The sequence below is a fragment of the Pseudomonas sp. FW306-02-D09B genome, from assembly GCF_058782685.1.
In genome coordinates this window covers 180,943-203,725 of the sequence record NZ_JBYSXY010000006.1, presented here as the reverse complement: position 1 = coordinate 203,725, position 22,783 = coordinate 180,943, and the positions used below count along the sequence as shown (strand labels likewise).

The following is a 22,783-nucleotide window of genomic DNA, read 5'->3' as shown; positions in this document are numbered from 1 at the left end:
GTCGGCTATCAGGCCGCCATCGCGAGCAAGCTCGGCTCCCACAGGTTTGATTGGTGTACATCTGCAAGAGATGGGTTGGCTGTCAGGCCGCCAGGATCAACCGCCAAACGCATCCCTGAGAAAACCCGGCGCGATATAACGCTGGTAATGCGCTTCCGACAGCAGGAAAAACTCCCGATCAATGGCATCACGCAACTCCGGCAAGCTCCAGTCGCGGAACTCCGGCAACAACACCATCCCATAAGCTTCCAGATTATTGATGACCCGCGCCCCCCGGGCAATCAACTGGTACGCCCAGCAATATTCCGACTGATGCGGCACAAAACGGATCTTTCGCTGCTCCAGTTGCTCACGCAGCCGCCAGGGATCGAAAATCTCGATTTTCCCGGCCATCACCTGCACCAACAGCTGCTCAAGACGCAACCAGACGGCGCGCTTTTCTTCCTCGTTGTAACCGTTCCAGTGAATCACTTCATGGTGGAAACGCTTGCAGCCACGGCACACCAGATCACCGTAAACAGTGGAACAGAGGCCGACACAGGGAGTCTTGATGGTTTGATTGGGCATAGGTAGGCAGAACGCGAGAAAGCAAAACAGGTCGGCATGTTAGCCCTTTGTCTAACATTCATCACCCCTCAAAGTTCAGGGCCTAACTTACCTTTAATTTTTTTTTGCCGTAGAATCAGCCAGCCTTTTAAGGCGCCAATGTCCGTTAGAAGCTGTTTTCAAAGCGTCACGAGCACAGTCGTTCCTTCAGAGCGGTGTTGGCGATGAGTATTTCCAGCGGGGAAAAACTCAGCGCCAACCCTCATCAGCTCCCCGTTCTGCAGGCGTAAAACTTTGAAAGCAGCTTCTGTAAGGAATTGTCGGTAATTCTGGCTAAGCGGCCCACAACGCCACGCAGCGCATGAGTACGGCAATTTCGGGATGAGCGTCCCGGACACCCATTTGGGACCACTGATGAGGGTAATAACTGTGCTTGAAGCCTACCGCAAACATATCGAAGAGCGTGCAGCACTGGGTATCGTTCCCCAGCCGCTTAACGCCGAACAAACTGCAGGCCTGGTTGAGCTGCTGAAGAATCCTCCTGCTGGCGAAGAAGCTTTCCTCGTTGACCTGATCACCAACCGCGTTCCGCCTGGAGTGGACGAAGCAGCCTATGTAAAGGCCGGCTTCCTGTCTGCGTTGGCCAAAGGCGAAGCCACTTCTCCCCTGATCGACAAAAAGCGCGCTGTTGAACTGCTTGGCACCATGCAAGGCGGCTACAACATCGTGACCCTGGTTGACCTGCTCGACTCCGCCGAACTGGCCGCCGTCGCTGCTGCGCAACTCAAGCACACCCTGCTGATGTTCGACGCTTTCCACGACGTCGCGGAAAAAGCCAAGAACGGCAACGTCCACGCTCAAGGCGTACTGCAATCCTGGGCTGACGGCGAGTGGTTCAAGAACCGCCCGGTGCTGGCCGACAAGATCAGCCTGCGTGTATTCAAGGTCACCGGCGAAACCAACACCGACGACCTGTCCCCTGCTCCTGATGCCTGGTCGCGTCCAGACATCCCGCTGCACGCCCTGGCCATGCTGAAAATGGCCCGTGACGGTATCGTGCCGGACGAGCAAGGCGTTACCGGTCCGATGAAGCAGATCGAAACCATGCGCGGCGAAGGTTTCCCGATCGCCTACGTCGGCGACGTAGTGGGTACCGGTTCTTCGCGTAAATCGGCAACCAACTCGGTGCTGTGGTTCTTCGGCGACGACGTTCCTTACGTGCCGAACAAGCGCGCTGGCGGTTTCTGCTTCGGCAGCAAAATCGCTCCGATCTTCTACAACACCATGGAAGATGCCGGCGCACTGCCAATCGAATTCGACGTCACCAACATGAACATGGGCGACGTGATCGACCTGTACCCTCATGCCGGTAAAGTCACCAAGCACAACAGCGACGAAATCCTGACCACCTTCGAAATGAAGACCCCGGTCCTGCTCGACGAAGTCCGTGCTGGCGGTCGTATCCCGCTGATCATCGGCCGTGGCCTGACCGAGAAGGCGCGTACCGAACTGGGTCTGCCACCGTCCGACCTGTTCAAGAAGCCGGAAGCTCCGGCTGAAAGCACCAAGGGTTTCACCCTGGCGCAGAAAATGGTCGGCAAGGCGTGCGGCGTAGCCGGCGTTCGCCCTGGTACCTACTGCGAACCGAAAATGACCACCGTCGGTTCCCAGGACACCACTGGCCCGATGACCCGTGACGAACTGAAAGACCTGGCGTGCCTGGGCTTCTCGACCGATCTGGTGATGCAGTCCTTCTGCCACACCGCGGCCTATCCAAAGCCGATCGACGTCACCACTCACCACACCCTGCCAGACTTCATCATGACCCGCGGCGGCGTTTCCCTGCGTCCGGGCGACGGCATCATCCACAGCTGGCTGAACCGTATGCTGCTGCCGGACACCGTCGGCACCGGTGGTGACTCGCACACCCGTTTCCCGATGGGCATCTCGTTCCCGGCCGGTTCCGGTCTGGTCGCGTTCGCCGCAGCCACTGGCGTGATGCCACTGGACATGCCGGAATCGATCCTGGTGCGCTTCAAAGGCAAAATGCAACCGGGCGTCACCCTGCGTGACCTGGTTCACGCCATTCCTTACTACGCGATCCAGGCTGGCCTGCTGACCGTAGAGAAGAAAGGCAAGAAGAACGCCTTCTCCGGCCGCATCCTGGAAATCGAAGGCCTGGACAACCTGAGCATCGAACAAGCCTTCGAGCTGTCCGACGCTTCGGCTGAACGTTCGGCTGCCGGTTGCACCATCAAGCTGTCGAAAGAGTCGATCACCGAGTACCTGAGCTCCAACATCACCCTGCTGCGCTGGATGATCGGCGAAGGCTACGGCGATGCGCGCACCCTGGAACGTCGTGCTCAAGCGATGGAAGCCTGGATTGCCAACCCTGAGCTGATGGTTGCCGATGCTGACGCCGAATACGCTGAAATCATCGAGATCGACCTGAACGATATCAAAGAGCCTGTGCTCTGCGCGCCGAACGATCCGGACGACGCCCGTCTGCTGTCCAGCGTTGCTGGCGAGAAGATCGACGAAGTGTTCATCGGTTCGTGCATGACCAACATCGGTCACTTCCGCGCTGCCGGTAAACTGCTGGATCAGGTCAAGGGTCAGCTGCCAACCCGTCTGTGGCTGTCGCCGCCGACCAAGATGGATGCTCACCAACTGACCGAAGAAGGCTACTACGGCATCTACGGCAAGGCTGGCGCGCGCATGGAAATGCCGGGCTGCTCGCTGTGCATGGGTAACCAGGCTCGCGTAGAACCGAACTCCACCGTAGTGTCGACCTCGACCCGTAACTTCCCGAACCGTCTGGGCGATGGCGCCAACGTCTATCTGGCTTCGGCCGAGCTGGCGTCGGTGGCTTCGATCCTGGGTCGCCTGCCGACCGTCGAGGAGTACATGGCCTACGCGAAAGAAATCGACACCATGGCCAGCGATGTCTATCGCTACCTGAGTTTCGACCAGATCGCCGAGTTCCGTGAAGCTGCAGCGAACGCCAACATCCCGGTCGTTCAAGCTTAACGCCTGTGGCGAGGGAGCTTGCTCCCGCTCGGCTGCGGAGCAGTCGTAAAATCAGCCCCGCATTCTATCTGAATACTCGCGGTGTTTGATTTTTGGGCCGCTTCGCGACCCAGCGGGAGCAAGCTCCCTCGCCACAAAAAAACGCCGCGCATCGTAAGGTGCGCGGCGTTTTTTTATGCCAGAAGGTTTTACCCTTGGCCTTTAAGCGCCTCCTGCACCGCCCCGTCGACGCTCAAGTCACAGAGAGTGACTTGCAAACGCTTGACTTCCGATAGCGCCGAGAGTGCCGCTTGCGCCTCGAGCTTGAGACGCGCCAGCACCAGGCGCTTGCCTTCGTTGCGTACCCGCAAGAAAAACTCCTGCAACGCCTCGATGCTGGTGCCGTCCAGGTCCGGTGACTCTTCCAGGCTGAGAATCACTGTGTGAATCGGCGTTTCAGAGTGCCGAATCAAGTGCAATGCGCCGCCGAGAATTCGCTCCGCGTTAGCAAAAAACAGCGCTTCGCCGGGTCGGACAATCAGCATCCCCGGCACGGCCCTGGCCAATGGATGACGTTGCATGTCGACAAAATCGTGCCCGGTGCCGATATGCCCGAGCACCTGGATATCCGCCGCTGACATTTGCTTGAGCATCAGCAGCACACTGATCGCCACCGCCACCAGCAAACCGTCCAGCACCCCCAATACCAACACGGCCGCCACGGCGCAGATCACCAGCAGGCGATCACGTCGCCAGATGAAATAGCGCCCCAACGGTTGCAGACTCAAGCCACGGCCCAGCGCATGCATGACGATCGCGGCCAGTATCGGTTCAGGGGTCAAGGCGATATAAGGCAGCATTGTCAGGACGATGATCAGCACCACCAGCGCTGCCACGCCACCGGCCAAACGCGACGTCGCGCCGGCGGCCTCATTCGCGGAAGTCGCGGAATAGCCCGCCCCTGCCGGCATCCCGTGAAACAACCCGGACACCAGGTTCGACGCTCCCAACGCCAGCAAATCCCGGTTCGAGGACACCCGATCACCGTGCTTGAGTGCGAAGGAGCTGATCGAGCCGTAGGACTCCGCATACAGGATCATCACCATGGCAAAGCCCAGTTCTCCCAGGCGTAACCAGTCGGCAAAAGGCAGCACCGGCAGCTTCGGAATCTCCAGGCCAAGGTCGATAACCCCGATCATCCTGACCCCGTAGGCCGGCAGGTTCAGCCATTGCCCCGCCGCGATGCCGATCACCACCACCAGCAAGCCACCCGGCAAGCGCCGGAACCGCCCGAACAACCACAACAAGGCCAGCGCCACCGCGGCCACACCGGCGGCGACCCAGTTCCACTGCGGCAGTTGCTCCAGCAACTCCGGCAAAAAACGAATCGGATTGCCGTTGCTCAGGTGCACGCCGACCACGCTGGCGAGCTGTTTAAGGATGATCGTCAGCGCCAGGCCAAAGGCAAAGCCGCGCAATACCGGCTTGGCGATGAATGACGTCACGCTGCCAAGCTTGAACAACCCGGCCAGCAAAAAGAACGCGCCGGTCACCAGTACCAGCCCGATGGCCAGGCTTGCACGAAGTTGCGGGTCGCCATTGGCCAATGTCGCCGTGGCGGCCGCCAGCACGGCGGCTGACGAAGAGGTTGCGGAAACGATGGCAAATCGGCTGGTGCCAAACAGTCCATAACAGAGCAAGCCAGCGAACAGCGCAATTACCCCGGCCTGCGGCGCCAGGGCGGCAATACTCGAATACGCGACAGCCTCGGGCAGCAGCAGACCGGCAATCGATAAGCCGGCCAACAGGTCCTGCAAACGGTTAGGACGCTCGGTGGTGGTTTGGGGCGCTACAGTCGGTGGATCAGTCGGCAATCAGGTGTCTCCAGGCAATCAATTCCAAGCCGGCCAGATCGACAACGGCACAAAACAGAACATCGATCACACTGCCTTGCAGGCACAAGCGTAGCCTCAAATCCGCCATGACATGTGAGCTGGATCAGTTTGCCCCCGATAACCCGCGCAGAGGGTCGCGCCGAGCTTTTCGACCAAGCAAAAAAAACGGCCGCTGCGCATATAAAGCGCAGCGGCCGTTGCCTCACTGAATCAGGCGGTCAGCGAATAAATCAGCGCCGAAATCGCCACCAGGCCCACCAGCGTCACGAAGACGTTGGAGGCCTGGCCGCGATAACGTGCCATGGCTGGCACCTTGCGGATCGCGTACATCGGCATCAGGAACAGAATCGCCGCGATGACCGGGCCACCGAGGGTTTCGATCATCCCCAGGATGCTCGGGTTCAGCGTGGCGACGATCCAGCAGACCACCAGCATGAACGCTGCGGTCATACGGTCCAGGGTCTTCGGTGCCGGACGGCGACCGCTTTTGACGATCAGCCCCTTGAGGCCTTCGCTGGCGCCGATGTAATGGCCCAGGAACGACTTGGAAATGGCCACGAACGCAATCAACGGCGCAGCGAACGCGATCGTCGGGTTGCTGAAGTGGTTGGCCAGGTACGACAGGATCGACAGGTTCTGCGCCTTGGCCTCGGCCAGTTGTGCTGGCGACAGGGTCAGCACGCAACTGAAGACGAAGAACAGCACCATCACCACCATCAAGGTGTGAGCGCGAGAAAGGATTTGCGAGCTGCGCTCTTCGGCGTGCGCGCCATAACGACGCTTCTGGTCCACCGCAAAGGCCGAGATGATCGGCGAGTGGTTGAACGAGAACACCATCACCGGAATCGCCAGCCACAGCGTGTGCAGCAATGCCGAAGGCTCGGGCAAGGTGCTCGCGGTTTCGAGAATGCCGCCGTTCCAGTGCGGAATCAGGAACACCGCCAGAAACAGCAGCGCCACGATGAACGGGTACACCATCAGGCTCATGGCCTTGACGATCATCTGCTCGCCGCAGCGCACCACGGCCAGCAGACCGAGGATCAGCACGAACGACAGAATCGCCCGTGGCGGCGGCATGATGTGCAACTGGTGCTCGAGGAAACTGCCCACGGTGTTGGTCAGCGCAACGCTGTAGATCAGCAGGATCGGGAAGATCGCGAAGAAGTACAGCAACGTGATCAGGGCGCCGGCCTTGATCCCGAAATGCTCTTCGACGACTTCGGTGATGTCTGCCCCTGCGCGACCGGACAACACGAAGCGGGTCAGGCCACGGTGCGCATAAAAGGTCATGGGGAACGCCAGCAACGCCAGGATCAACAGCGGCCAGAAACCGCCGAGGCCTGCGTTGATCGGCAAAAACAGGGTACCCGCACCAATCGCCGTGCCAAACAGGCCCAGCATCCAGGTGGTGTCATGGCGATTCCAGCTGCTGAGGCTCGCTGGTGCCGCCGCTTCATAGCGTTCATCAACGCTATTGGCCTGATCATTCATCCGGTCAGATCTCCGCATTCCGGTCACTTGCCACTCGGTCAGGACGAGTCAGAAAAAGCTGACAGGCAGCGCCCTGGCCGAAACAGGGGCGCGATTGTCCGGGATTAATCAGCAGAAGCAAAGACTTAGCTGAGGAATGGTTATGCAGATCAGATGCTCGGAAAAGGCGTTACGCGCCACAGCCCACACAATCCGCCGGCTGAACGCGAGCAATCCGAAGAAGCTGCTTTTTATGGGGGCGCTGAATCGGCGAGCCGAGTGCACTCAATAATCGCCTTGCGACTGCATTGACATGTTTGCCGAACCCACAGCATGATCGGCCTCATGAACTTCGCTGCGCTGAACCTCACCCGCACCACCACGACCGCTTCCGGCGGGTCGTGCGGTGGCTGGCTGAGATAAATACAGCGCAGTGAACCCCAGGCCCCGCCAGCAATGGACGGGGCCTTGTTGTTTCTCCCGTCCGTTCGGCACTTCATGGAGAAACACCTATGTCATCGGCACTTTTGATCATCGATATGCAGGTCGGTCTGTTCTACGGCCCGGACAAGCCCCACGACGGCGAGCGAGTACTTGCCAACATCCGCCAGCTCATTCACCGGGCCCGAGCGCGCGAAGTGCCGATTTATGCGGTACGCCACACCGGTCCTGAGGGTTCGCCCATTGAGGCTGGAAGCCCATTCTGGCAATTACTTCCCGAGCTGGAGCTGGATGCGAATGTCGACACCCTGTTCGATAAAACCCGCCCCAATTGCTTCCTCGGAACTCGACTGGCACAACAACTCACCAACGCCTCGATAAACCATGTGTTCATCGTCGGCATGAAAACCCAGTACTGCATCGACAGTACCTGCCGAGCCGCAGCCGAACAGGGCTTACAGGTTACGCTCGTCGCCGATGCTCACACCTGCATGGACACTGCGGCGTTATCGGCCAAAATGATCATTGAGCACCACAATGCAACCCTTGGCGGGGCGTTCGTGAAATTAATGAACACAGCGGACGCCAGGTTCTGATGCGCTGAAAAGATCGCAGCCTATGGCCGCTCCTACATTGACCACGTTCGCCGCAACGATTGTGATCGCGTAGGAGCTGCCGCAGGCTGCGATCTTTTGATCTTGCTTTATTGCTTTCGTCAGCTCCTACACTGAGTTCTGCAACTTTTGGTAATTGCCAAACCACTCTGTAGTCAGCAATCTGAACCGCTTATTCCAATGCCTACAGGAGCCCAGCATGCCTGCAACCGTACTGGTACTGGTTGAAACCATTAACGACTACCTGCCGATTCTCGAACATCAAGGCTTCCACCTGATTCTCGCCCCCACTCCCGCCGAGCGTGCCCAGGCCATCGCCAGTCATCGCGGGCAGATCGATGCCGTGCTGACGCGCGGCCCGCTGGGGCTTTATGCCGATGAAATCGCCGCGCTGGCGAACCTGAAAATCATCTGCGTAATCGGTGCCGGATACGAGCAGGTCGATCTGCAAGCCGCCAGCGACCGCGGTATAACCGTCACCAATGGTGCTGGCGTCAACGCCTCGTCGGTGGCCGATCATGCGATGGCCTTGTTGCTGTCGCTGGTGCGTGACATCCCTCGGTGCGACGCGGCGGTGCGCCGCGGTGAATGGCCGAAGATCATGCGCCCGTCACTGGCCGGCAAGCGCCTGGGTGTTCTGGGGCTCGGCGCCGTCGGCATGGCCATCGCCAAACGTGCCGCCAACGGCTTCGACATGACGGTGAGTTACCACAGCCGCCAGTTGCTCAGCGACATCCCCTACGACTTTTGCTCAACGCCCACCGAACTGGCTCGGGTCTCTGACTTTCTGATCGTTTGCACGCCCGGCGGCATCGGCACGCAGCACCTGGTCAACAAGCAGGTGCTGGATGCCTTGGGCCCCCAGGGTTTTATCGTCAACATTGCCCGCGCCAGCGTGGTTGCTACCAGCGATCTGGTTAGCGCGCTCGAGCAACGGCGGATCGCCGGTGCCGCGCTCGATGTATTCGATGAAGAGCCTCAGGTGCCGGATGCGCTCAAGGTATTGAGCAACGTGATCCTCACGCCGCATGTGGCCGGCCTGTCGCCGGAAGCGACCAAGGGAACCGTTGAACTGGTCGGGCAGAACCTGATGGCGTTTTTCTCCGATCGTCCGGTGTTGACGCCCATCAAGTTGCCCAAGCCGCTCTGAGAGGCGCTGCGATGTTTAGAGCACACCCAATAACGTCCAGAGTCGGCGCGACTCCGCGTCAGCCGATATCAACTCGCCCAACAGTTCACTCAGCGGTTTATTGCCCCACTCCACTCCGCGCCTGATCAAGTAAGGCACCGGGCTGTGGGGCTCGGTTCGCGCCAGGTACTCGGCAATCAGCAGCAACTGCCGATAAGCCTCTTCGCGACTCACCGGTTCACGCAGTGCCTGTTGGGCTGGCGCGGGCTCTGGCTCCGGAGTGTTTTGGGGCGCCCGGACCTGCGGTGGCTCGACCGGGGCCTGGGTGGGTTGACGTGGATGCATGGCGATGAACTCCTGAACGAGCGTCAACAGCGCCTCGATGATGCCCCGCAATGATTTGTAGCCTGGCGCCTGATTGCCCAGGTAGGCATCACTCCAGTCCTCCAGCCGTTGCAGATGCTGCAAGCTCAGTAACAGGCTGCCTTGGCTGCGCAACCAGAAGGACAGCGGTGTCGCGCGAATCTGTTCGGTGAGTTTTTTCTGCTCGTTGCGCGCGGCTTCAGCTGAGGTCTTTGCGGCCTTGGTGTCATTGACCATCACCTGCTGCACTTGCAAGCGCCGCCAGTCATCCAGGCAAAAATCCGCAAATTCGCTGGTGCGCATGTCGAACAGCGGCACCCGGGTGAGCAGGATTTCGCTGTAGCGTCGCGCCAGCCATTCGAGAGGAATCACCCGCCACGACTGATCGCCCTCCTCGGCCTGAGGGTGAAGTTGCTCGGGGTAGCGCTCGCATAGCCCCGCCACCAGCGCCAGGCTGCCCGGCAACCCTTCCAGGCCGTCCAGATGCAACCAGGCCTCGCCGAGCCAGGCACTGAGCATCAAGTCCTTGCTGCGCTCCAGCAGCAAACGGCTGGCGAGCTTTGCCTGTTCCGCCCATTGGGCACGCTTGATCGACGACTGCCAGACCCCTGTCGGCAAACTGGTATCGTCCTCGCGGCGCAGCTCGCGCAACTGATCGAACTCAGGCTCATAGCGCAGGTCCTGGCCACAGGGCGCTTCATCGCTGATCGGTTCGAGCAACTGTGCGATCAACTCCGGCAGCGGCGATGACAATGATAGTGACGGCAAACTCACAAGCCCTCCTCGTTCGTCACGATGGCCGCCGTCGAACCCGTCGAGACAAAGGGTGAACGCGGCGCACGGGTCGGCAACGGTTGAATGGACAACGGCAGTTTTGATCCCTGAGTCATCCATGACAGGCGCATGAACATTTGTGTCGGCTCCTCAATGCTGGTGCTCGCGGCGACCGGCAAGCGCAAGGTCAGTGGAAAATCGGTGTAGTCCATGCTTGGCTGGCGCTGATTCGACTGGTGCGAACGCATCAGCCGCAGCAACGACCAAGGGCCGCCGTACTCCCAGCCAGCTTCCAGGTCCCTGATCACCAGGTTCGGTTGCAACGGGTCGCTGACCGGCCGCTGCGGACCATTCCTGGCCCAGCGCAACGTCAACCTGACGGGTTGACCGACCATCCAGCGCAGGTTCTGCTGGGCCTCGCCGGGGTAGCTGATCTGTTGATTGCCAGCATTCAAGCCCCAGGCAATGACCTGATCGGCGCCGTGCTCTTCCTCGCGATCAGTGCGCCAGCGCACATCCATCTCCACCCCGAGAATGCCGCTTTTATCTCGCACAAACAGCGGCCCGAGCCAAGTGCTGGCCTGTTTCAAGCGATTGAGAAAGTCCTCGGCGGCCAAGCGTTCCGGCGTCCGGCTGAGTTGCAAGCCGGCTTGCGCCACCGGCAGGCGCTTGTCGATCAACTCCAGCAAATGCTGGACCCGCGCCGGGTCGGCATCGGTCACCTGCGTGCCATTGGAGAATGGAAAACGCTCGGCCAGGTACTGATTGAAATAGTTGGCCAGGTCGTTCCACGCAGCCGAAGCCTGTTGCTGCTGCAGCGACTGGCAGCGTTGCATCGCGGTTTGCTGCAGTTCCTGAGCCCTCAGGGCAAGCGTCCCACGGCCACCGGAAAGGTTGGCGGTTTGCAGGATTTGCGCACAGGACCCGGCATCCATGTCGATAAAATCCCGGCTCACCAACTGTTCGATCTGAGCCGCAGAGCTGGCAGGATTCTGCTCCTTGTACTTGAGCAGTTCATCATTCAAGGCACTGAACTGCACAACCCGTTCGTAATCCAGTCCCGACAGATTCTGCTGCTGGACCTTCAGCCACTCCAACGCCGAAGTACGTTGTTCGGTAATACCCAACATGGTGTTGAACTGCTGCTTGAGGCTCAGCTTCAGGTCCTGCACATCACTGGCACCGTACAGCTGCAAGCCGAGGTTTTTCGAACCATCCCAGCGCGCAATACTGGTCCTTTCGCTGAACAGCGGCTGGGCGATTATTTCGTTCAGGCCATTGGCGACCTCGGCCAACGCGCGGCGGTTGAGTGCGTTCTGCAAACGGGTAGCCAGGTCACTGCGGCGCAACTCGACAAAGGCTTTTTGCAACGCCACCGCCTGCGAGGCCTGCACATTGAACCCTGTGCCTTGCTGCACCTGGCCGCCCTGTTCCTCCAGGCTGAGCCACATCGCCTTGGCCGCCGCTCCTTCCGCCGCCTGGAGCAGCGCGCCCCGGTACGCCGGCGGGATACGTGGCAACTCCTCGCTGGCGTAGCTTTTGTAACTGGCGAAGTAATTCAATGCGCTGTTGAGACCATCGCTGTCGGCGCTCTGACCCTGAGAAGCACTGAGGCTGGAATCATCCTGACGCAGTGCAATGGCCACGAAATCGCGCTTGAACAACGCCTGCACGGCGTTGTCCAGCTGGCTGACATGCTCTTGCAACGCCAGTTGTCCGCTGCCTTGCTGAACCAGCAAATTGCCACGCGAGCCGGCCTGGGCAATCCATTGATCACGAAAGCTCTGCTGCAACTTCGACGCCTGCATGTCCAGTTGTTGCTCCAGTTGCGGCCCGAGCAAGGCGCTTTGGCGGACTTTATCCATCAGCTCGCGATAGCCCGGCACCAGGTCCTGGCCCTTGCCTCGTCCCCACGCCGAGTTGGTCAAGCCAATCAATGCTTGCAGGTCATCAATCAGCGCTCTCAAGTCCTCGAGTTCGCTGAGTGAATTGCCACTGCCGGACTCCAGCCGCTCCAGATGCAACTTCAGGTAACCGGCCTGACGCACGAAGTTGTCAGCCAGGAAGTACTGGTCCAGCCAGCGCTCCATCAGTCCTTCAAAATTCGTCGAGATGGTCGAGCGTTCCGTGCTCAGGTCCAGCGCTTTCAACCCGCTGGTGTCGGAATTGAGCAGTACCCGGTTATAGAAGGCCGAGCGACGCAACGTGCCGACATTGAGGTTCAGCGACAAGGCGTTATTGCTCAACAGCACCAGGTCATCGAGCGGGCTCCGGGGATTGTTCAACGCCTGATTGAACCACTGGTTCTGTTGTTCGAGACGCACCGCGCGCTCGACCAGTTCCTTGGCCTTGACGTAGTTCTGCCATTGCGCCGGGTCTTCGCTTTCCACGTTCACTCGACGCTCGGTATTGCGGATCGCCTTGAGCTGCGCCAGGTCCGACACCAGCAACTCTTGCAGCGGCACCAGCAACTGCCGCTGGGCGGTCAGCCGCAACTCGTCTTCCAGCTGCGCATCCAGCGAGGAAAACCAGGAGGTGGGAAAGACCACCGAACTGAACGTCCAGCGCGGGGCTCGTTCCAGTACCCGCCAGAAACTTTCGACGTTACGTCGCGTCGGTTCCAGTCGATGGCTTTCGTCCGTGACCGCGACATAATTTTTCTGCGCACCTTGCAGCAAGCGTGACAACTCATGGGCATCCTTGACCGAGTCGTGCCAGACCCAAACCATACCGATCGCCCACACCAGCCCGACCACCAGCGCCACCACGCCGGTCACCCGTTGCCAGCGTTGGCGCAGCCGCAAAATACGCGGTACGACCTGAGCCACGCCACGTTCGGCGACAATCCGGCGCTGCCACAACTGCCGGGCAAACGCGCTCTGCTGCAACACCGTGTCATAGGCCGAGAAGCTCTCCCGAGTACTCTCCGGCGCTTGATTGGCGGTGAAGTAAATCCCGCGGAAACGTGGTGCCTCGCCTTGTGCATTGCCCTGGAAAACCGGTTCAAGCAGGGTTTGCAGTGTGCGCCGCAGCGCCTCGAAACGGTCCGGCAAGGCAAACAGTTCGTTGCTCAAATGCCCGGACAAGGCGCCGATCTCGATGATTGATTCAGACAATGCCCGGCTCACCTGATCCAGCGCCTGATCACTCCATTGCGATTGCCAGACCGCCTCAGGCGAATACGGCGACGACCAGCCCAACGCCTGTTCACGTGCCTCGACCGGCAGTGCAGCAATCAACGCCTGAAAGCCCGGCACTTCCTCCATCCCGGTAATCACCACATACACCGGCAGGCTCAGACCGAACCGCTGTAACAGATCGATGAAGCGCCGCCGTGCCGCCAGACCGAGGCTGGCGGCCAGCTCCGGATCGCCCAGTTGACTGGATGGCACGGTCCAGATCACCGCGTCCAGCGGCCGCTTGCTGCGCAGGCGCACGATCAATCCCAACAGACGCCACCAGCCGCCCCGTTGCAGGTTCAAGCCTTCATCAGGCAAAAACAACGTTTGTGGCACCACCAGCACTGCGCCCTCGGGGTCCGACCACCAGCGCCCGAACCAGGCCGGTTTGTCGGTGGGTTGCAAGCGCCATTGGGCACAGAGCTGAGTGCCCTGGGTTTCGTTGCCAAGCATCAGCAGCCACGGAATCTGATAGCGATCCTGCGTGCCTTGCTCCTGCTCCATGTGCCGGACCGACAGATAAAAACTGCGAATCGCCGCGCCGCTCTGGGTCCGCAACCACCACACCGCCACCAGCAACACCGCCAGCAATAACAGCACCGCGACGACGGTTGCGACAATCCCCAGGGTGCTCATGAGTCTTGCTCCTGGGCCGCTGCCGTTTCGGAAAGGTGCATGACCGGCTCAAGCTCTTGACGAATGTCACGCCAGAACATCTGCCCCAACCCGGTCATCAACAGCACGACGCCAAGGATCGCCAGCGCCAGGCGAAAGCCGTCAGGTAGCGACAGACGCAGGGGCAACTGCACGGGAGTCACCACTGAAGGCTGCTCCAGCCGAGCGCTGACATCGGCGTAATCGGGCTCGTGTTGCCAGGCAAACGCGAACAACGCCAACCGCCACTTCTCATGCTGGAGCTGGTTCTGCTCGCCGCGCAGACGCCCTTCAAAACCCAGTACCAGGCATTGCAAATACACGTTGGCCAGATCCCGAGTGGCCGGCACCTGGTCGTCGAGCAATGTCTTGATCGCCAGTGGCAACCGTTCGCCCGCCTGACGGCTGGCATACATCCGTGACTCCAGCGGTTTGTCCTGCCAGCCGAGCTGACCCGGCCAGGCGGTAAACAACAGGGTCTCGTCGATCAGCGCGACAAACGCATACACCACGGCGGTCACCTGCTCGGTGGCGGCATCACCGACTTTGGCAAACGCGGTTCGCCACAAACGCTGGGTAATCTGCGTGGAAAACTCGACGACGGCCTCAACCAACGCTTCATCGTCACTGTCTTTGGGCTGTTCGTTCCAGGCCTGCGACCACTCTTGCCAGGCCTGGCGAAAAGCACTGCTCAGCGGCGCTTCGTGGAGGCCTCGCGCACCGCCGCCGACGTTCCCTTCAGGCATTCGATTCCCCTTCCCTGATCAAGCGTTTTCACTGGCTTGAGCGACAAACAGCACCACTTGCCACGGGCTGCTCGCCAGCTGCGAGGCCGGCGCGACAATCTGCAGCGGCAGTTGCCCGTCGAACCATTGGCCCTCTGCGGTGACCACAAACAACCGGGTATCTTCGCCCACGCTGTAGGCCACCTGTTCGTTGCGATTCATGGCCTCATGCGCCAGACCGCGCATGCGTTGTCGACCGAGCAGGGCAACGTGCGGCGCGGAAGCGATGATCGCCCGACTCAACCATTCACTCGCAGACTGCTCGCTTGCACCATTGGGCATGCGCAAGCCGATCACCAGGCGCTGGCTTGGCTGATCGTCGGGCAACTGGATCGAGAAGAGGTGTTCATGGCGTTCGAACGGCAGGCTGCGATAGCCGGCGCGAATCAATTCGAGGGTCTTGTCCAGCCAGTCGAGTACGCTCTCGTAGCCGCGCTGCAACTCGAGAAAATCCAGCGCGGCGAAGGCCGGCACCCCTGCCAGCGGATCAAGCGCCGACCAGGCACCGGCCAGCCCCAGCAGCAGACCATACAACGCCTGAGGCGTCGCCAACCGACTGCTCAACAAACCCTCGACTTCCGGCAGACGTGCCCAGAGTGCGGTCAGTTGGCGGCGGATTTCTGCGGCGTCATCCTGGTTACCGGCTTGCTGTGCCTGGCGCAAGCGACCGGCCAGAAACATGCATTTCTCTCGGGCCCGGGCGCACAGACCGCCGACCCGACGGCCCAACACCGACTCGGGTAACAGGCACGGCGTCGGCGCGGTGTAGGGCAGTTGCAAAAAGCCGCCGCCTTCCTTGCGAATACGCACCAGCGGTACACAGATTGAGTCGGCCTTGTTCAGTTGCGTGCACAACCGCGGATTGGGCCGCCACACCGTAATCGACTCGGGGTATTGACCGCTGGTGAGGTCTGGCAAGGCATCGCCGATTACCGATTGCAAGCGTCCGGTGAGCGGCAGTAATTGCCCGGCACGCCACAACGGGCTGACCGCCAGGTACACGGTCACAGTGGCATTGTCCGTTGCATCGACCGCTTCGCTGACATCGAGCTCCAGCATCGGTCCCACACCGGCCTGCACGTTGATCGGCAAACCATCCGGCAAGGTCGCCTGCAAGGCGAGCAAGCGAACGTGCCCGGCACTCAGTGCCGAAGGGTCGATGTCGAGATGGGTGATACCCCAGAACCAGGGGTTGCAGGCCTTGGCAAAATGCGCGACCAACGCTTCGGCGCGCAGACCTTGCAACTGAAAATGCTGGGGCAGCAACTGCATGCCCTCGTGCCAGCAAACCGCGTCAGGTAGCAAACTCATACGATTCCCTTCGACGTCGAATGGCGCCGCTTGCCGCGGCCTGGCGATCTTTTCAGTGCAGATCAGTGCGCAGTGTCGCTGACCAGTGTCATCTCGCGACTGTCGAACTTCAGCCAGGCCTTGCTCTGATCGTCCAGTCGAAGTCGGTGCGCTCCGGGTGTGTTATAGCTCGCGAAGATCAAAAGTCCAGCGGCTCGCTTGCCGCCCAAGGGGAAGGGTTGTTGATCGATAAACTGCCCTGGAACCAGCTCCAGCCCCCAGACCGTCATTAGCTGTCGGTAGTCGCGTTGAAACTGCTCGCGCTCGCTGAACCATTGCCGAGCGGTCAGTGCCGACAGCTGTTTGAGCAGGTCCGGATCATTCACCGCGACAAAATCCACGGCAATCGGCGTGTCGTCATTGGCATGGGCGGCGACGTCCAGTGTCAGGCGATCGAGATCGACTCGTGGCCCGAACAACGAACAGCCCGTGAGTAACAGGAACGAGAGAGAGATAAAAAAAACGGCGCGCACAATGAATTTTCCTTTTCTCATGACGGTCCAAAATTGTTTTTGTTTGCATTTTTATAGACCTGTTCTAGCGTCTTGGGTAGTTCGGTCGGTACGACGAATGTGGAAGGTTCGTCAAAGGAATGACAGTTCCAACTGCCCTCCCTTTCTAACCTACGGTTCGGTAAGGGAATGCGATGAACGGGCCCTCCGGTGCATTGCTCCCGCCCATGCATCGGAGTCAGCCACCATGGCAGAAAGTACTCAGCACAAGCTCGACAGGGTCCGCCCGCCCCGCGTGCAAATCACCTATGACGTCGAAATAGGTAACGCCATCGAGAAGAAAGAATTGCCTCTGGTGGTCGGCATTCTTGCCGACCTTTCCGGCAAACCCCTCGAGCCCCTCCCCAAGTTGAATGAACGGCGTTTCACCGAGATCGATCGCGACAACTTCAACGAAGTGCTCGCCTCGATAGCCCCGCGCGCCACCTTGCAGGTCAACAACACCCTCACCGGCGATGACAGCAAGCTCAACATCGAGCTCAAGTTCGGTCATATCGATGACTTCGACCCGGTCAAGGTGGTCGAGCAAGTAGCGCCGTTGCGGCGCCTGTTCGAAGCGCGTCAGCGTCTGCGCGACCTGCTGACCAAACTCGATGGCAACGATGACCTGGACAAGCTGCTGCGTGATGTCATCGCCAACACCGAAGGCCTGCAAGAGATCAAGTCGGCCCGGCCTGAAGCGCAGCCTGAAGCGCTGCCTTCTGCACCTGCCGGTGATGCCGACGCGGCGCCGCAAGATCAAGCCTGATCGTCAATTCACTTAGGGAGAAATTGCCATGCCCGCCTCATCCAGCGCCCAGGCCCAAGCCAGCGAGAGTGTGAACGAGACCTTGTCTCTGCTCGACCGAATCATCGCCGAAGGGCGAATGGCCCACGACGAAAGCCAGAAGGATTACGCCCGCGACATGCTTGCGGAATTCGCCACCCAGGTTCTAGACAAAGACATGGTCGTCGACAAGGACACCGTGGCGATGATCAATGACCGCATCAGCCGGATCGACAAGCTGATCAGCACCCAGCTCAACGAAGTCCTGCACCATCCGGACCTGCAAAAACTCGAAGCGTCCTGGCGTGGTTTGCACCTGCTGGTGCAGAACACCGAAACCAGTTCCAGGCTGAAACTGCGCTTGCTCAACGTGACCCAGAAAGAGCTGCAGAACGATCTGGAAAAAGCTGTCGAGTTCGACCAGAGCGCGCTGTTCAAAAAGATCTACGAAGAAGAATACGGGACCTTTGGCGGTCACCCGTTCAGCCTGCTGGTGGGTGACTACACCTTCGGCCGGAACCCGCAGGACATCGGCCTGCTGGAGAAACTCTCGAACGTCGCGGCCGCCGCCCATGCGCCGTTCATTGCCGCTGCCAGCCCGCGGCTGTTCGACATGAACAGCTTCACCGAGCTCGCGGTGCCGCGTGACCTGTCGAAAGTCTTTGAGAGCCAGGAGCTGATCAAGTGGCGCTCGTTCCGCGAAAGCGAAGACTCGCGCTACGTGTCGCTGGTGCTGCCGCACTTCCTGCTGCGCCTGCCTTATGGCCCGGACACCTTGCCGGTGGAAGGCATCAACTACGTCGAGGACGTCAACGGCAGCGACCACAGCAAATACCTCTGGGGCAATGCGGCCTGGGCCCTGTCGCAACGCATCACTGAAGCCTTCGCCAAATACGGTTGGTGCGCAGCAATTCGCGGCGCCGAAGGCGGTGGCGCCGTCGAAGGACTGCCCGCCCACACGTTCCGCACCACCTCCGGCGATCTGTCGCTCAAATGCCCGACCGAAGTGGCAATCACCGACCGTCGTGAAAAAGAGCTCAACGACCTCGGCTTCATCGCCTTGTGCCACAAGAAGAACAGCGACGTGGCGGTGTTCTTCGGTGGCCAGACCACCAACAAATCCAAGGTCTACAACACCAACGAGGCGAACGCCAACGCGCGGATCTCGGCCATGCTGCCTTACGTGCTCGCGGCGTCCCGCTTCGCCCACTACCTGAAGGTCATCATGCGCGACAAGGTCGGCAGCTTCATGACCCGTGACAACGTGCAGACCTACCTCAACAACTGGATCGCCGATTACGTGCTGATCAACGACAACGCCCCACAGGAAATCAAGGCGCAGTACCCGCTGCGTGAGGCCCGAGTGGATGTCTCGGAAGTCGCCGGGAAACCGGGCGTCTATCGGGCCACGGTGTTTCTGCGGCCGCACTTCCAGCTCGAAGAGCTGACAGCCTCGATCCGCCTGGTCGCCACCCTGCCGCCACCGGTAGCTGCCTGACCTGCCTCCCGCCGGCCTGGCCGGCGGGTTTTCCTTTGCTTATCTAACGCGATTTTCTTCAGGAGTTTCATGCGATGGATGCAATCATTCTCGACCTCGGCGGCGACATCAAAGGTGACAGCCTGCTCGAAGGTTACAAGGACAAGATCGAAGTCATGTCCTACAGCCACAACGTCGCGATGCAAGTGACCAACGACGTCAGCAACTCCGAGCGTACCTCCGGCAAGCCGCACATCGGCGAGTTCACGCTGACCAAGTTCGTCGACAGCTCGACCCCGTCTCTCAACGAGTACTGCTGCGCCGGCAAACCGATCCCGGAAGCCAAGATCACCATCGGACGCAACGCGGCCGAAGGCAGTGGCCAGTTGATGCCCTTCATCATTTACACCCTGAACAACGTGGTGCTGTCCAACGTCAGCGTCAGCGGGGGCACGGGCGGCAAACCGGTGGAAACCCTCTCGCTGAACTTCACCAAGATCAAGTGGGAACTGACCGCGCAGAAAGACGATGGCACCAAGGAAGGCACGGCCGCTTCGACCTGGGACCTGGCCGCGAACAAGCTGATCAAGGGCTGACGGAGTACCCCGAAAATGACCGGCACCGGCATTCTGCCGCCGCTGTTCGAACGCCTTGCCGCCAGCGAGGCGGATACCGTGCAGGCGTTCGATCGCCAGGCACTGTTGGAGTCGGTCCGTATCGAGTTGCTGCGTTTGTTCAACACCCGCCGTGGCCAGCGCCCGCTGACCACGCCGCCAAGCGTTATTGACTACGGCATCGCTGACTGGACTGCATTGCAGCAACAGCGCAGCGATGACCGTCGTCAACTGACGCGGCAGATTCGGGAAGCCATCGACGCCTTCGAACCACGCCTGCAACTCGGCACGGTCGACGTCTCGCCGGTCCCCGAAAATCCGCAACAGCTGAGTATCAAGCTGCAAGGTGAGCTACGCAGCGGCAAGCAGCATTGGCCTGTCGCATTTGTCATCGAGAACGCCGGCGATGGCCTTGAGGTGCGCAATGAGCGACTCGATTGACCCGCAACTGCTCGATTACTACCAGCGGGAACTGACCTGGCTGCGCCACGCCGGGAGCATTTTCGCCGAACGCTATCCCAAGGTTGCCAGACGCCTGGAACTGTCTCCCGGCGAATGCCCGGACCCGCATGTCGAGCGTTTGCTCGAAGGTTTCGCCTTGCTCGCGGCGCGCCTGCAACGGCGACTCGACGACGATTACGCCGAGTTCAGCGACGCGCTGCTGGAACAACTCTATCCGCTGACCATGCGCCCGCTGCCGTCCTGCGCCATCGTCCAGTTCGAGCCCGATCCAAGCAAGGGCAACCTGGCCGGCGGTTACCCGCTGCCGCGCGACACGCCGCTGTTCGTCACCACCCGCCACGGAGAAAGCATTCACTTTCGCACCAGCGCTGCCGTTCACCTCTGGCCGCTGGCAATCGACGAAGCCTTGCTGCTGGGAAGTGACGAAGCCCAGGCCCTGACCGGCGTCGCCCAGGCACGTTCGGCGCTGCGCTTGAGCCTGCGCTGCCTGGGCCAAAGCCAATGGGCAGAACTCGGCATCGAGCAGTTGCGCCTGCACTTGGCCGCATCGCCGGTGACCAACGCCAAGCTCTACGACTTGCTCGGCGCCCATGCGATTCAGCTCCTCGCCGGGCCACCCGGCAGCACACCAAAAGTGCTGGCCGGGCTGCCGAAAATCGTCGGTTTCGCCAACGATGAAGTGCTGCTACCCGATGAAGATGGCGTGCATCCCGGGATGCGTTTGCTCGCCGAGTACTTTGCCTTTCCGGACAAATTCAATTTTTTCGACGTGCCGCTGGCGGGTGCAATCAGCGACAGCCAGACGCTGTATCTGTACATCGTTTTCGACCAGGCACTCGGCAGCCGCCTGCATTTACAAGCCAGCGATATCGCGCTGGGTTGCGCGCCGGTGATCAACCTCTTCCCACGGACTTCCGAGCCGCTTCGCCCGGACGGCACTCGTAGCGAATACCGCCTGGTTGCCGACAGCCATCGGGAAAACAGCGTCGAAATCCACAGCATTCGCGCCCTGCGCGCCAGCACCTCGCAGGGCGTACAGCGTGTACCGGCGTATTACGGCAGCCAGCACGGCGGCAACCACCGCTGCTATTGGCACGCCCGGCGAATCAGCGGCATGACCCCAAACCGCTTGGGTACTGACCTGATGTTGAGTCTGGTGGACACCCAGCTCGACCCGTTTGAAGACGTGACTGAACTGAGCCTGACCGCCGAGCTGCTCTGCACCAATCGGCACTTGGCCCAGAGCCTGTCGGCTGGAACACCGCTGGGCTTCGAGCGACCGGGGCCAGTCGCCTCGGCGCGCTTGCGTAATCCACCGAGCCCGCAAAGCCTGCCGCGGCTGGACGGTGAATCGCGCTGGCGACTGGTCTCGCAATTGACCCTCAATCATTTGTCATTGGTCGAAGGTCCGCAAGCGCTGGACGCACTCAAGGAAATCCTCGCACTGCATAACCTGCGTGACGAGGCCAGTGCCCTGCGGCAGATCGAAGGTCTGCTGAGCCTGAGCTGTGAGCGCGTCATTGCGCATGTCGGTGAAGATGCCTGGCGCGGCTGGCGCAATGGGCTGGAGGTGCGCCTGCAACTCGATCCGCAGCATTTTGTCGGCACCAGCGCGGTGCTGTTTTCAGCGGTGCTGGCGCAGTTTTTCTCACTCTATGCCACGGCCAATCGCTTCGTGCGCACGGTGCTGGTTGAATCGGACAAGGAGATCAAGGCATGGCAACCCCAAGCCGGCATGCCGCTCTCCCTCTGAGCCTGAGCCAACGACTGCGCCGCGATCCTCAGGCGTTCGAGTTGTTGCAGGCCTTGTTGCTGCTCGAGCGTGAGCATCCACAAGCCGAATCGCTGGGTAGCGGCACTGCACCGCAGGCTGAAGCGCTGCGTCTGCGCGGTCCGCTGACGCCGTTGTTCGCCGCCAGCCAGGTTGAAAGCCTGACCGAGGAAACGGATCACAAGCCGACCCTGACCACTCCGGTTTTCGGTCTCGGCGGACCAGACGGACCACTGCCCTACGCCTATCAGGAGTGGCTGCAACAACGCGCCCGCGCCAAGGATTATGCGCCGGCCGAGTTCCTCGATCTGTTCCAGCACCGACTGCTCAGCCTGCTCTACAAAGTGCTGCGCAAACACCGGATTGCCGTGGGCTTTTCAGTGCCTGGCGCAACACCGGTGCACGCTCAGTTGCGAGCGTTGACCGGCCTGCTGCCCAAAGCCCTGCATGATCGTCAGGCGATTCCCGATGCCGCCGTACTGGCGTGCAGCGCGCTGTTCGCCGACGGGCGTCGTTCGCTCGCAGGCTTCGCTGCCATCGTGCGCGAACAGTTCGAATTGCCGGTCGAGCTCAACGCCTATGAAGGTGCCTGGCGCGAGATTCCACCCGCCAGTCGCAGCCGCTTGCAGCCCGGTGGACGCAACCTGCAACTGGGGCGCAGCGCCGTGGCCGGCACCCGGGTCTGGGACGAACATGCCGGCATCCGTCTGACCCTTGGCCCACTGACACCCGCCCAGGCCGCCACCTTCTTGCCGGACGGTGAAACGCACGCGGCCTTGGCCAGCCTCAGCGCACTGTATTTCGGGCCGGACCTGGAGTGCACACTGGTGCTGCTGGTGCGTGGCGCCAGCCCGATAAAACTCGGTCGTCAGTCACCACCACTGTTGAGCTGGAACGGCGGCCTGCAGCGCCAATCCAGCCTCACCCTGCAACGCATCGAAACTCGTCTTCGTCAGCTGGAGATCACCTGAA

The 22,783-nt window shown here is 60.6% G+C and carries 17 protein-coding genes; 9 read left to right on the top strand and 8 right to left on the bottom strand.

Features of this window, described 5'->3' with window-relative positions:
• Positions 1-96: 96 nt before the first annotated feature.
• On the bottom strand, positions 97-567 hold the full coding sequence (locus tag AC3WK5_RS12860) for a DUF1289 domain-containing protein (protein WP_054596783.1): 471 nt from the start codon (positions 565-567) through the stop codon (positions 97-99).
• Positions 568-975: 408 nt separating this feature from the next.
• On the opposite strand from AC3WK5_RS12860, the gene acnB reads away from it, so the two are divergent.
• The gene (gene acnB / locus AC3WK5_RS12855; RefSeq protein ID WP_103315214.1) at positions 976-3,576 is read left to right on the top strand and encodes a bifunctional aconitate hydratase 2/2-methylisocitrate dehydratase; all 2,601 of its coding nucleotides are present in this window, start codon (positions 976-978) and stop codon (positions 3,574-3,576) included.
• 188 nt (positions 3,577-3,764) lie between these two features.
• Here the strand turns inward: acnB and AC3WK5_RS12850 are convergent, their stop codons facing one another.
• Together AC3WK5_RS12850 and AC3WK5_RS12845 are read right to left on the bottom strand one after the other, a co-directional pair.
• Positions 3,765-5,429, bottom strand: a complete 1,665-nt coding sequence (locus AC3WK5_RS12850) for a SulP family inorganic anion transporter (protein ID WP_103315213.1) — start codon at positions 5,427-5,429, stop codon at positions 3,765-3,767.
• A 231-nt stretch (positions 5,430-5,660) separates the two neighbouring features.
• On the bottom strand, positions 5,661-6,941 hold the full coding sequence (locus tag AC3WK5_RS12845; RefSeq protein WP_054596780.1) for a serine/threonine transporter: 1,281 nt from the start codon (positions 6,939-6,941) through the stop codon (positions 5,661-5,663).
• A 491-nt stretch (positions 6,942-7,432) separates the two neighbouring features.
• Between AC3WK5_RS12845 and AC3WK5_RS12840 the strand changes: the two genes are divergently transcribed.
• Positions 7,433-7,957, top strand: a complete 525-nt coding sequence (locus tag AC3WK5_RS12840) for a cysteine hydrolase family protein (protein WP_103315212.1) — start codon at positions 7,433-7,435, stop codon at positions 7,955-7,957.
• Between the two features lie 217 nt (positions 7,958-8,174).
• Positions 8,175-9,125: a 2-hydroxyacid dehydrogenase gene (locus AC3WK5_RS12835; protein WP_054596778.1), complete on the top strand. Its 951-nt coding sequence runs from the start codon at positions 8,175-8,177 to the stop codon at positions 9,123-9,125.
• Positions 9,126-9,140: 15 nt separating this feature from the next.
• On the opposite strand, the gene tssA is transcribed toward AC3WK5_RS12835, so the two are convergent.
• The 5 genes from tssA to AC3WK5_RS12810 all read right to left on the bottom strand — a co-directional run bounded on the left by tssA (position 9,141) and on the right by AC3WK5_RS12810 (position 16,703).
• Entirely contained in the window at positions 9,141-10,241 is a 1,101-nt protein-coding gene (gene tssA, locus AC3WK5_RS12830; protein ID WP_103315211.1) for a type VI secretion system protein TssA, read from the bottom strand.
• Positions 10,238-14,056 (bottom strand): type VI secretion system protein, encoded by a 3,819-nt coding sequence (locus AC3WK5_RS12825; RefSeq protein WP_103315210.1) that lies wholly within the window; start codon positions 14,054-14,056, stop codon positions 10,238-10,240. Before AC3WK5_RS12825 ends, tssA begins: the two co-directional genes overlap by 4 nt.
• Positions 14,053-14,820, bottom strand: coding sequence for a DotU family type IV/VI secretion system protein (locus AC3WK5_RS12820; RefSeq protein WP_103315209.1), 768 nt, complete (start codon positions 14,818-14,820; stop codon positions 14,053-14,055). Before AC3WK5_RS12820 ends, AC3WK5_RS12825 begins: the two co-directional genes overlap by 4 nt.
• Positions 14,821-14,838: 18 nt before the next feature.
• A complete protein-coding gene (gene tssK / locus AC3WK5_RS12815; RefSeq protein WP_103315208.1) occupies positions 14,839-16,170 on the bottom strand; it encodes a type VI secretion system baseplate subunit TssK in 1,332 nt (443 codons plus the stop codon).
• Between the two features lie 62 nt (positions 16,171-16,232).
• Positions 16,233-16,703, bottom strand: coding sequence for a type VI secretion protein (locus AC3WK5_RS12810; RefSeq protein ID WP_258535607.1), 471 nt, complete (start codon positions 16,701-16,703; stop codon positions 16,233-16,235).
• A gap of 205 nt (positions 16,704-16,908) precedes the next feature.
• On the opposite strand from AC3WK5_RS12810, the gene tssB reads away from it, so the two are divergent.
• The 6 genes from tssB (at position 16,909) to tssG (ending at position 22,782) form a co-directional block, all read left to right on the top strand.
• Positions 16,909-17,469, top strand: a complete 561-nt coding sequence (gene tssB, locus AC3WK5_RS12805; protein WP_103315207.1) for a type VI secretion system contractile sheath small subunit — start codon at positions 16,909-16,911, stop codon at positions 17,467-17,469.
• A 28-nt stretch (positions 17,470-17,497) separates the two neighbouring features.
• Positions 17,498-18,985 carry a type VI secretion system contractile sheath large subunit gene (gene tssC / locus AC3WK5_RS12800; protein ID WP_054596771.1) on the top strand — a complete coding sequence of 496 codons (1,488 nt, stop codon included), beginning with the start codon at positions 17,498-17,500 and terminating at the stop codon, positions 18,983-18,985.
• A 74-nt stretch (positions 18,986-19,059) separates the two neighbouring features.
• Positions 19,060-19,560 (top strand): Hcp family type VI secretion system effector, encoded by a 501-nt coding sequence (locus tag AC3WK5_RS12795; protein WP_054596770.1) that lies wholly within the window; start codon positions 19,060-19,062, stop codon positions 19,558-19,560.
• Positions 19,561-19,575: 15 nt separating this feature from the next.
• Entirely contained in the window at positions 19,576-20,019 is a 444-nt protein-coding gene (tssE, locus tag AC3WK5_RS12790; RefSeq protein ID WP_103315206.1) for a type VI secretion system baseplate subunit TssE, read from the top strand.
• On the top strand, positions 20,003-21,793 hold the full coding sequence (gene tssF, locus AC3WK5_RS12785) for a type VI secretion system baseplate subunit TssF (RefSeq protein ID WP_103315205.1): 1,791 nt from the start codon (positions 20,003-20,005) through the stop codon (positions 21,791-21,793). Before tssE ends, tssF begins: the two co-directional genes overlap by 17 nt.
• Entirely contained in the window at positions 21,757-22,782 is a 1,026-nt protein-coding gene (gene tssG, locus AC3WK5_RS12780; protein WP_103315204.1) for a type VI secretion system baseplate subunit TssG, read from the top strand. Before tssF ends, tssG begins: the two co-directional genes overlap by 37 nt.
• Position 22,783 lies beyond the last annotated feature (1 nt).

Bases quoted from the DNA above. Each gene is read 5' to 3' on its own strand.
- AC3WK5_RS12860 (WP_054596783.1), bottom strand. From the start codon at position 567: ATGCCCAATCAAACCATCAAGACTCCCTGTGTCGGCCTCTGTTCCACT.
- AC3WK5_RS12845 (WP_054596780.1), bottom strand. From the start codon at position 6,941: ATGAATGATCAGGCCAATAGCGTTGATGAACGCTATGAAGCGGCGGCA.
- AC3WK5_RS12840 (WP_103315212.1), top strand. From the start codon at position 7,433: ATGTCATCGGCACTTTTGATCATCGATATGCAGGTCGGTCTGTTCTAC.
- AC3WK5_RS12835 (WP_054596778.1), top strand. From the start codon at position 8,175: ATGCCTGCAACCGTACTGGTACTGGTTGAAACCATTAACGACTACCTG.
- AC3WK5_RS12825 (WP_103315210.1), bottom strand. From the start codon at position 14,056: ATGAGCACCCTGGGGATTGTCGCAACCGTCGTCGCGGTGCTGTTATTG.
- AC3WK5_RS12820 (WP_103315209.1), bottom strand. From the start codon at position 14,820: ATGCCTGAAGGGAACGTCGGCGGCGGTGCGCGAGGCCTCCACGAAGCG.
- tssK (WP_103315208.1), bottom strand. From the start codon at position 16,170: ATGAGTTTGCTACCTGACGCGGTTTGCTGGCACGAGGGCATGCAGTTG.
- AC3WK5_RS12810 (WP_258535607.1), bottom strand. From the start codon at position 16,703: ATGAGAAAAGGAAAATTCATTGTGCGCGCCGTTTTTTTTATCTCTCTC.
- tssB (WP_103315207.1), top strand. From the start codon at position 16,909: ATGGCAGAAAGTACTCAGCACAAGCTCGACAGGGTCCGCCCGCCCCGC.
- tssC (WP_054596771.1), top strand. From the start codon at position 17,498: ATGCCCGCCTCATCCAGCGCCCAGGCCCAAGCCAGCGAGAGTGTGAAC.
- AC3WK5_RS12795 (WP_054596770.1), top strand. From the start codon at position 19,060: ATGGATGCAATCATTCTCGACCTCGGCGGCGACATCAAAGGTGACAGC.
- tssE (WP_103315206.1), top strand. From the start codon at position 19,576: ATGACCGGCACCGGCATTCTGCCGCCGCTGTTCGAACGCCTTGCCGCC.
- tssF (WP_103315205.1), top strand. From the start codon at position 20,003: ATGAGCGACTCGATTGACCCGCAACTGCTCGATTACTACCAGCGGGAA.
- tssG (WP_103315204.1), top strand. From the start codon at position 21,757: ATGGCAACCCCAAGCCGGCATGCCGCTCTCCCTCTGAGCCTGAGCCAA.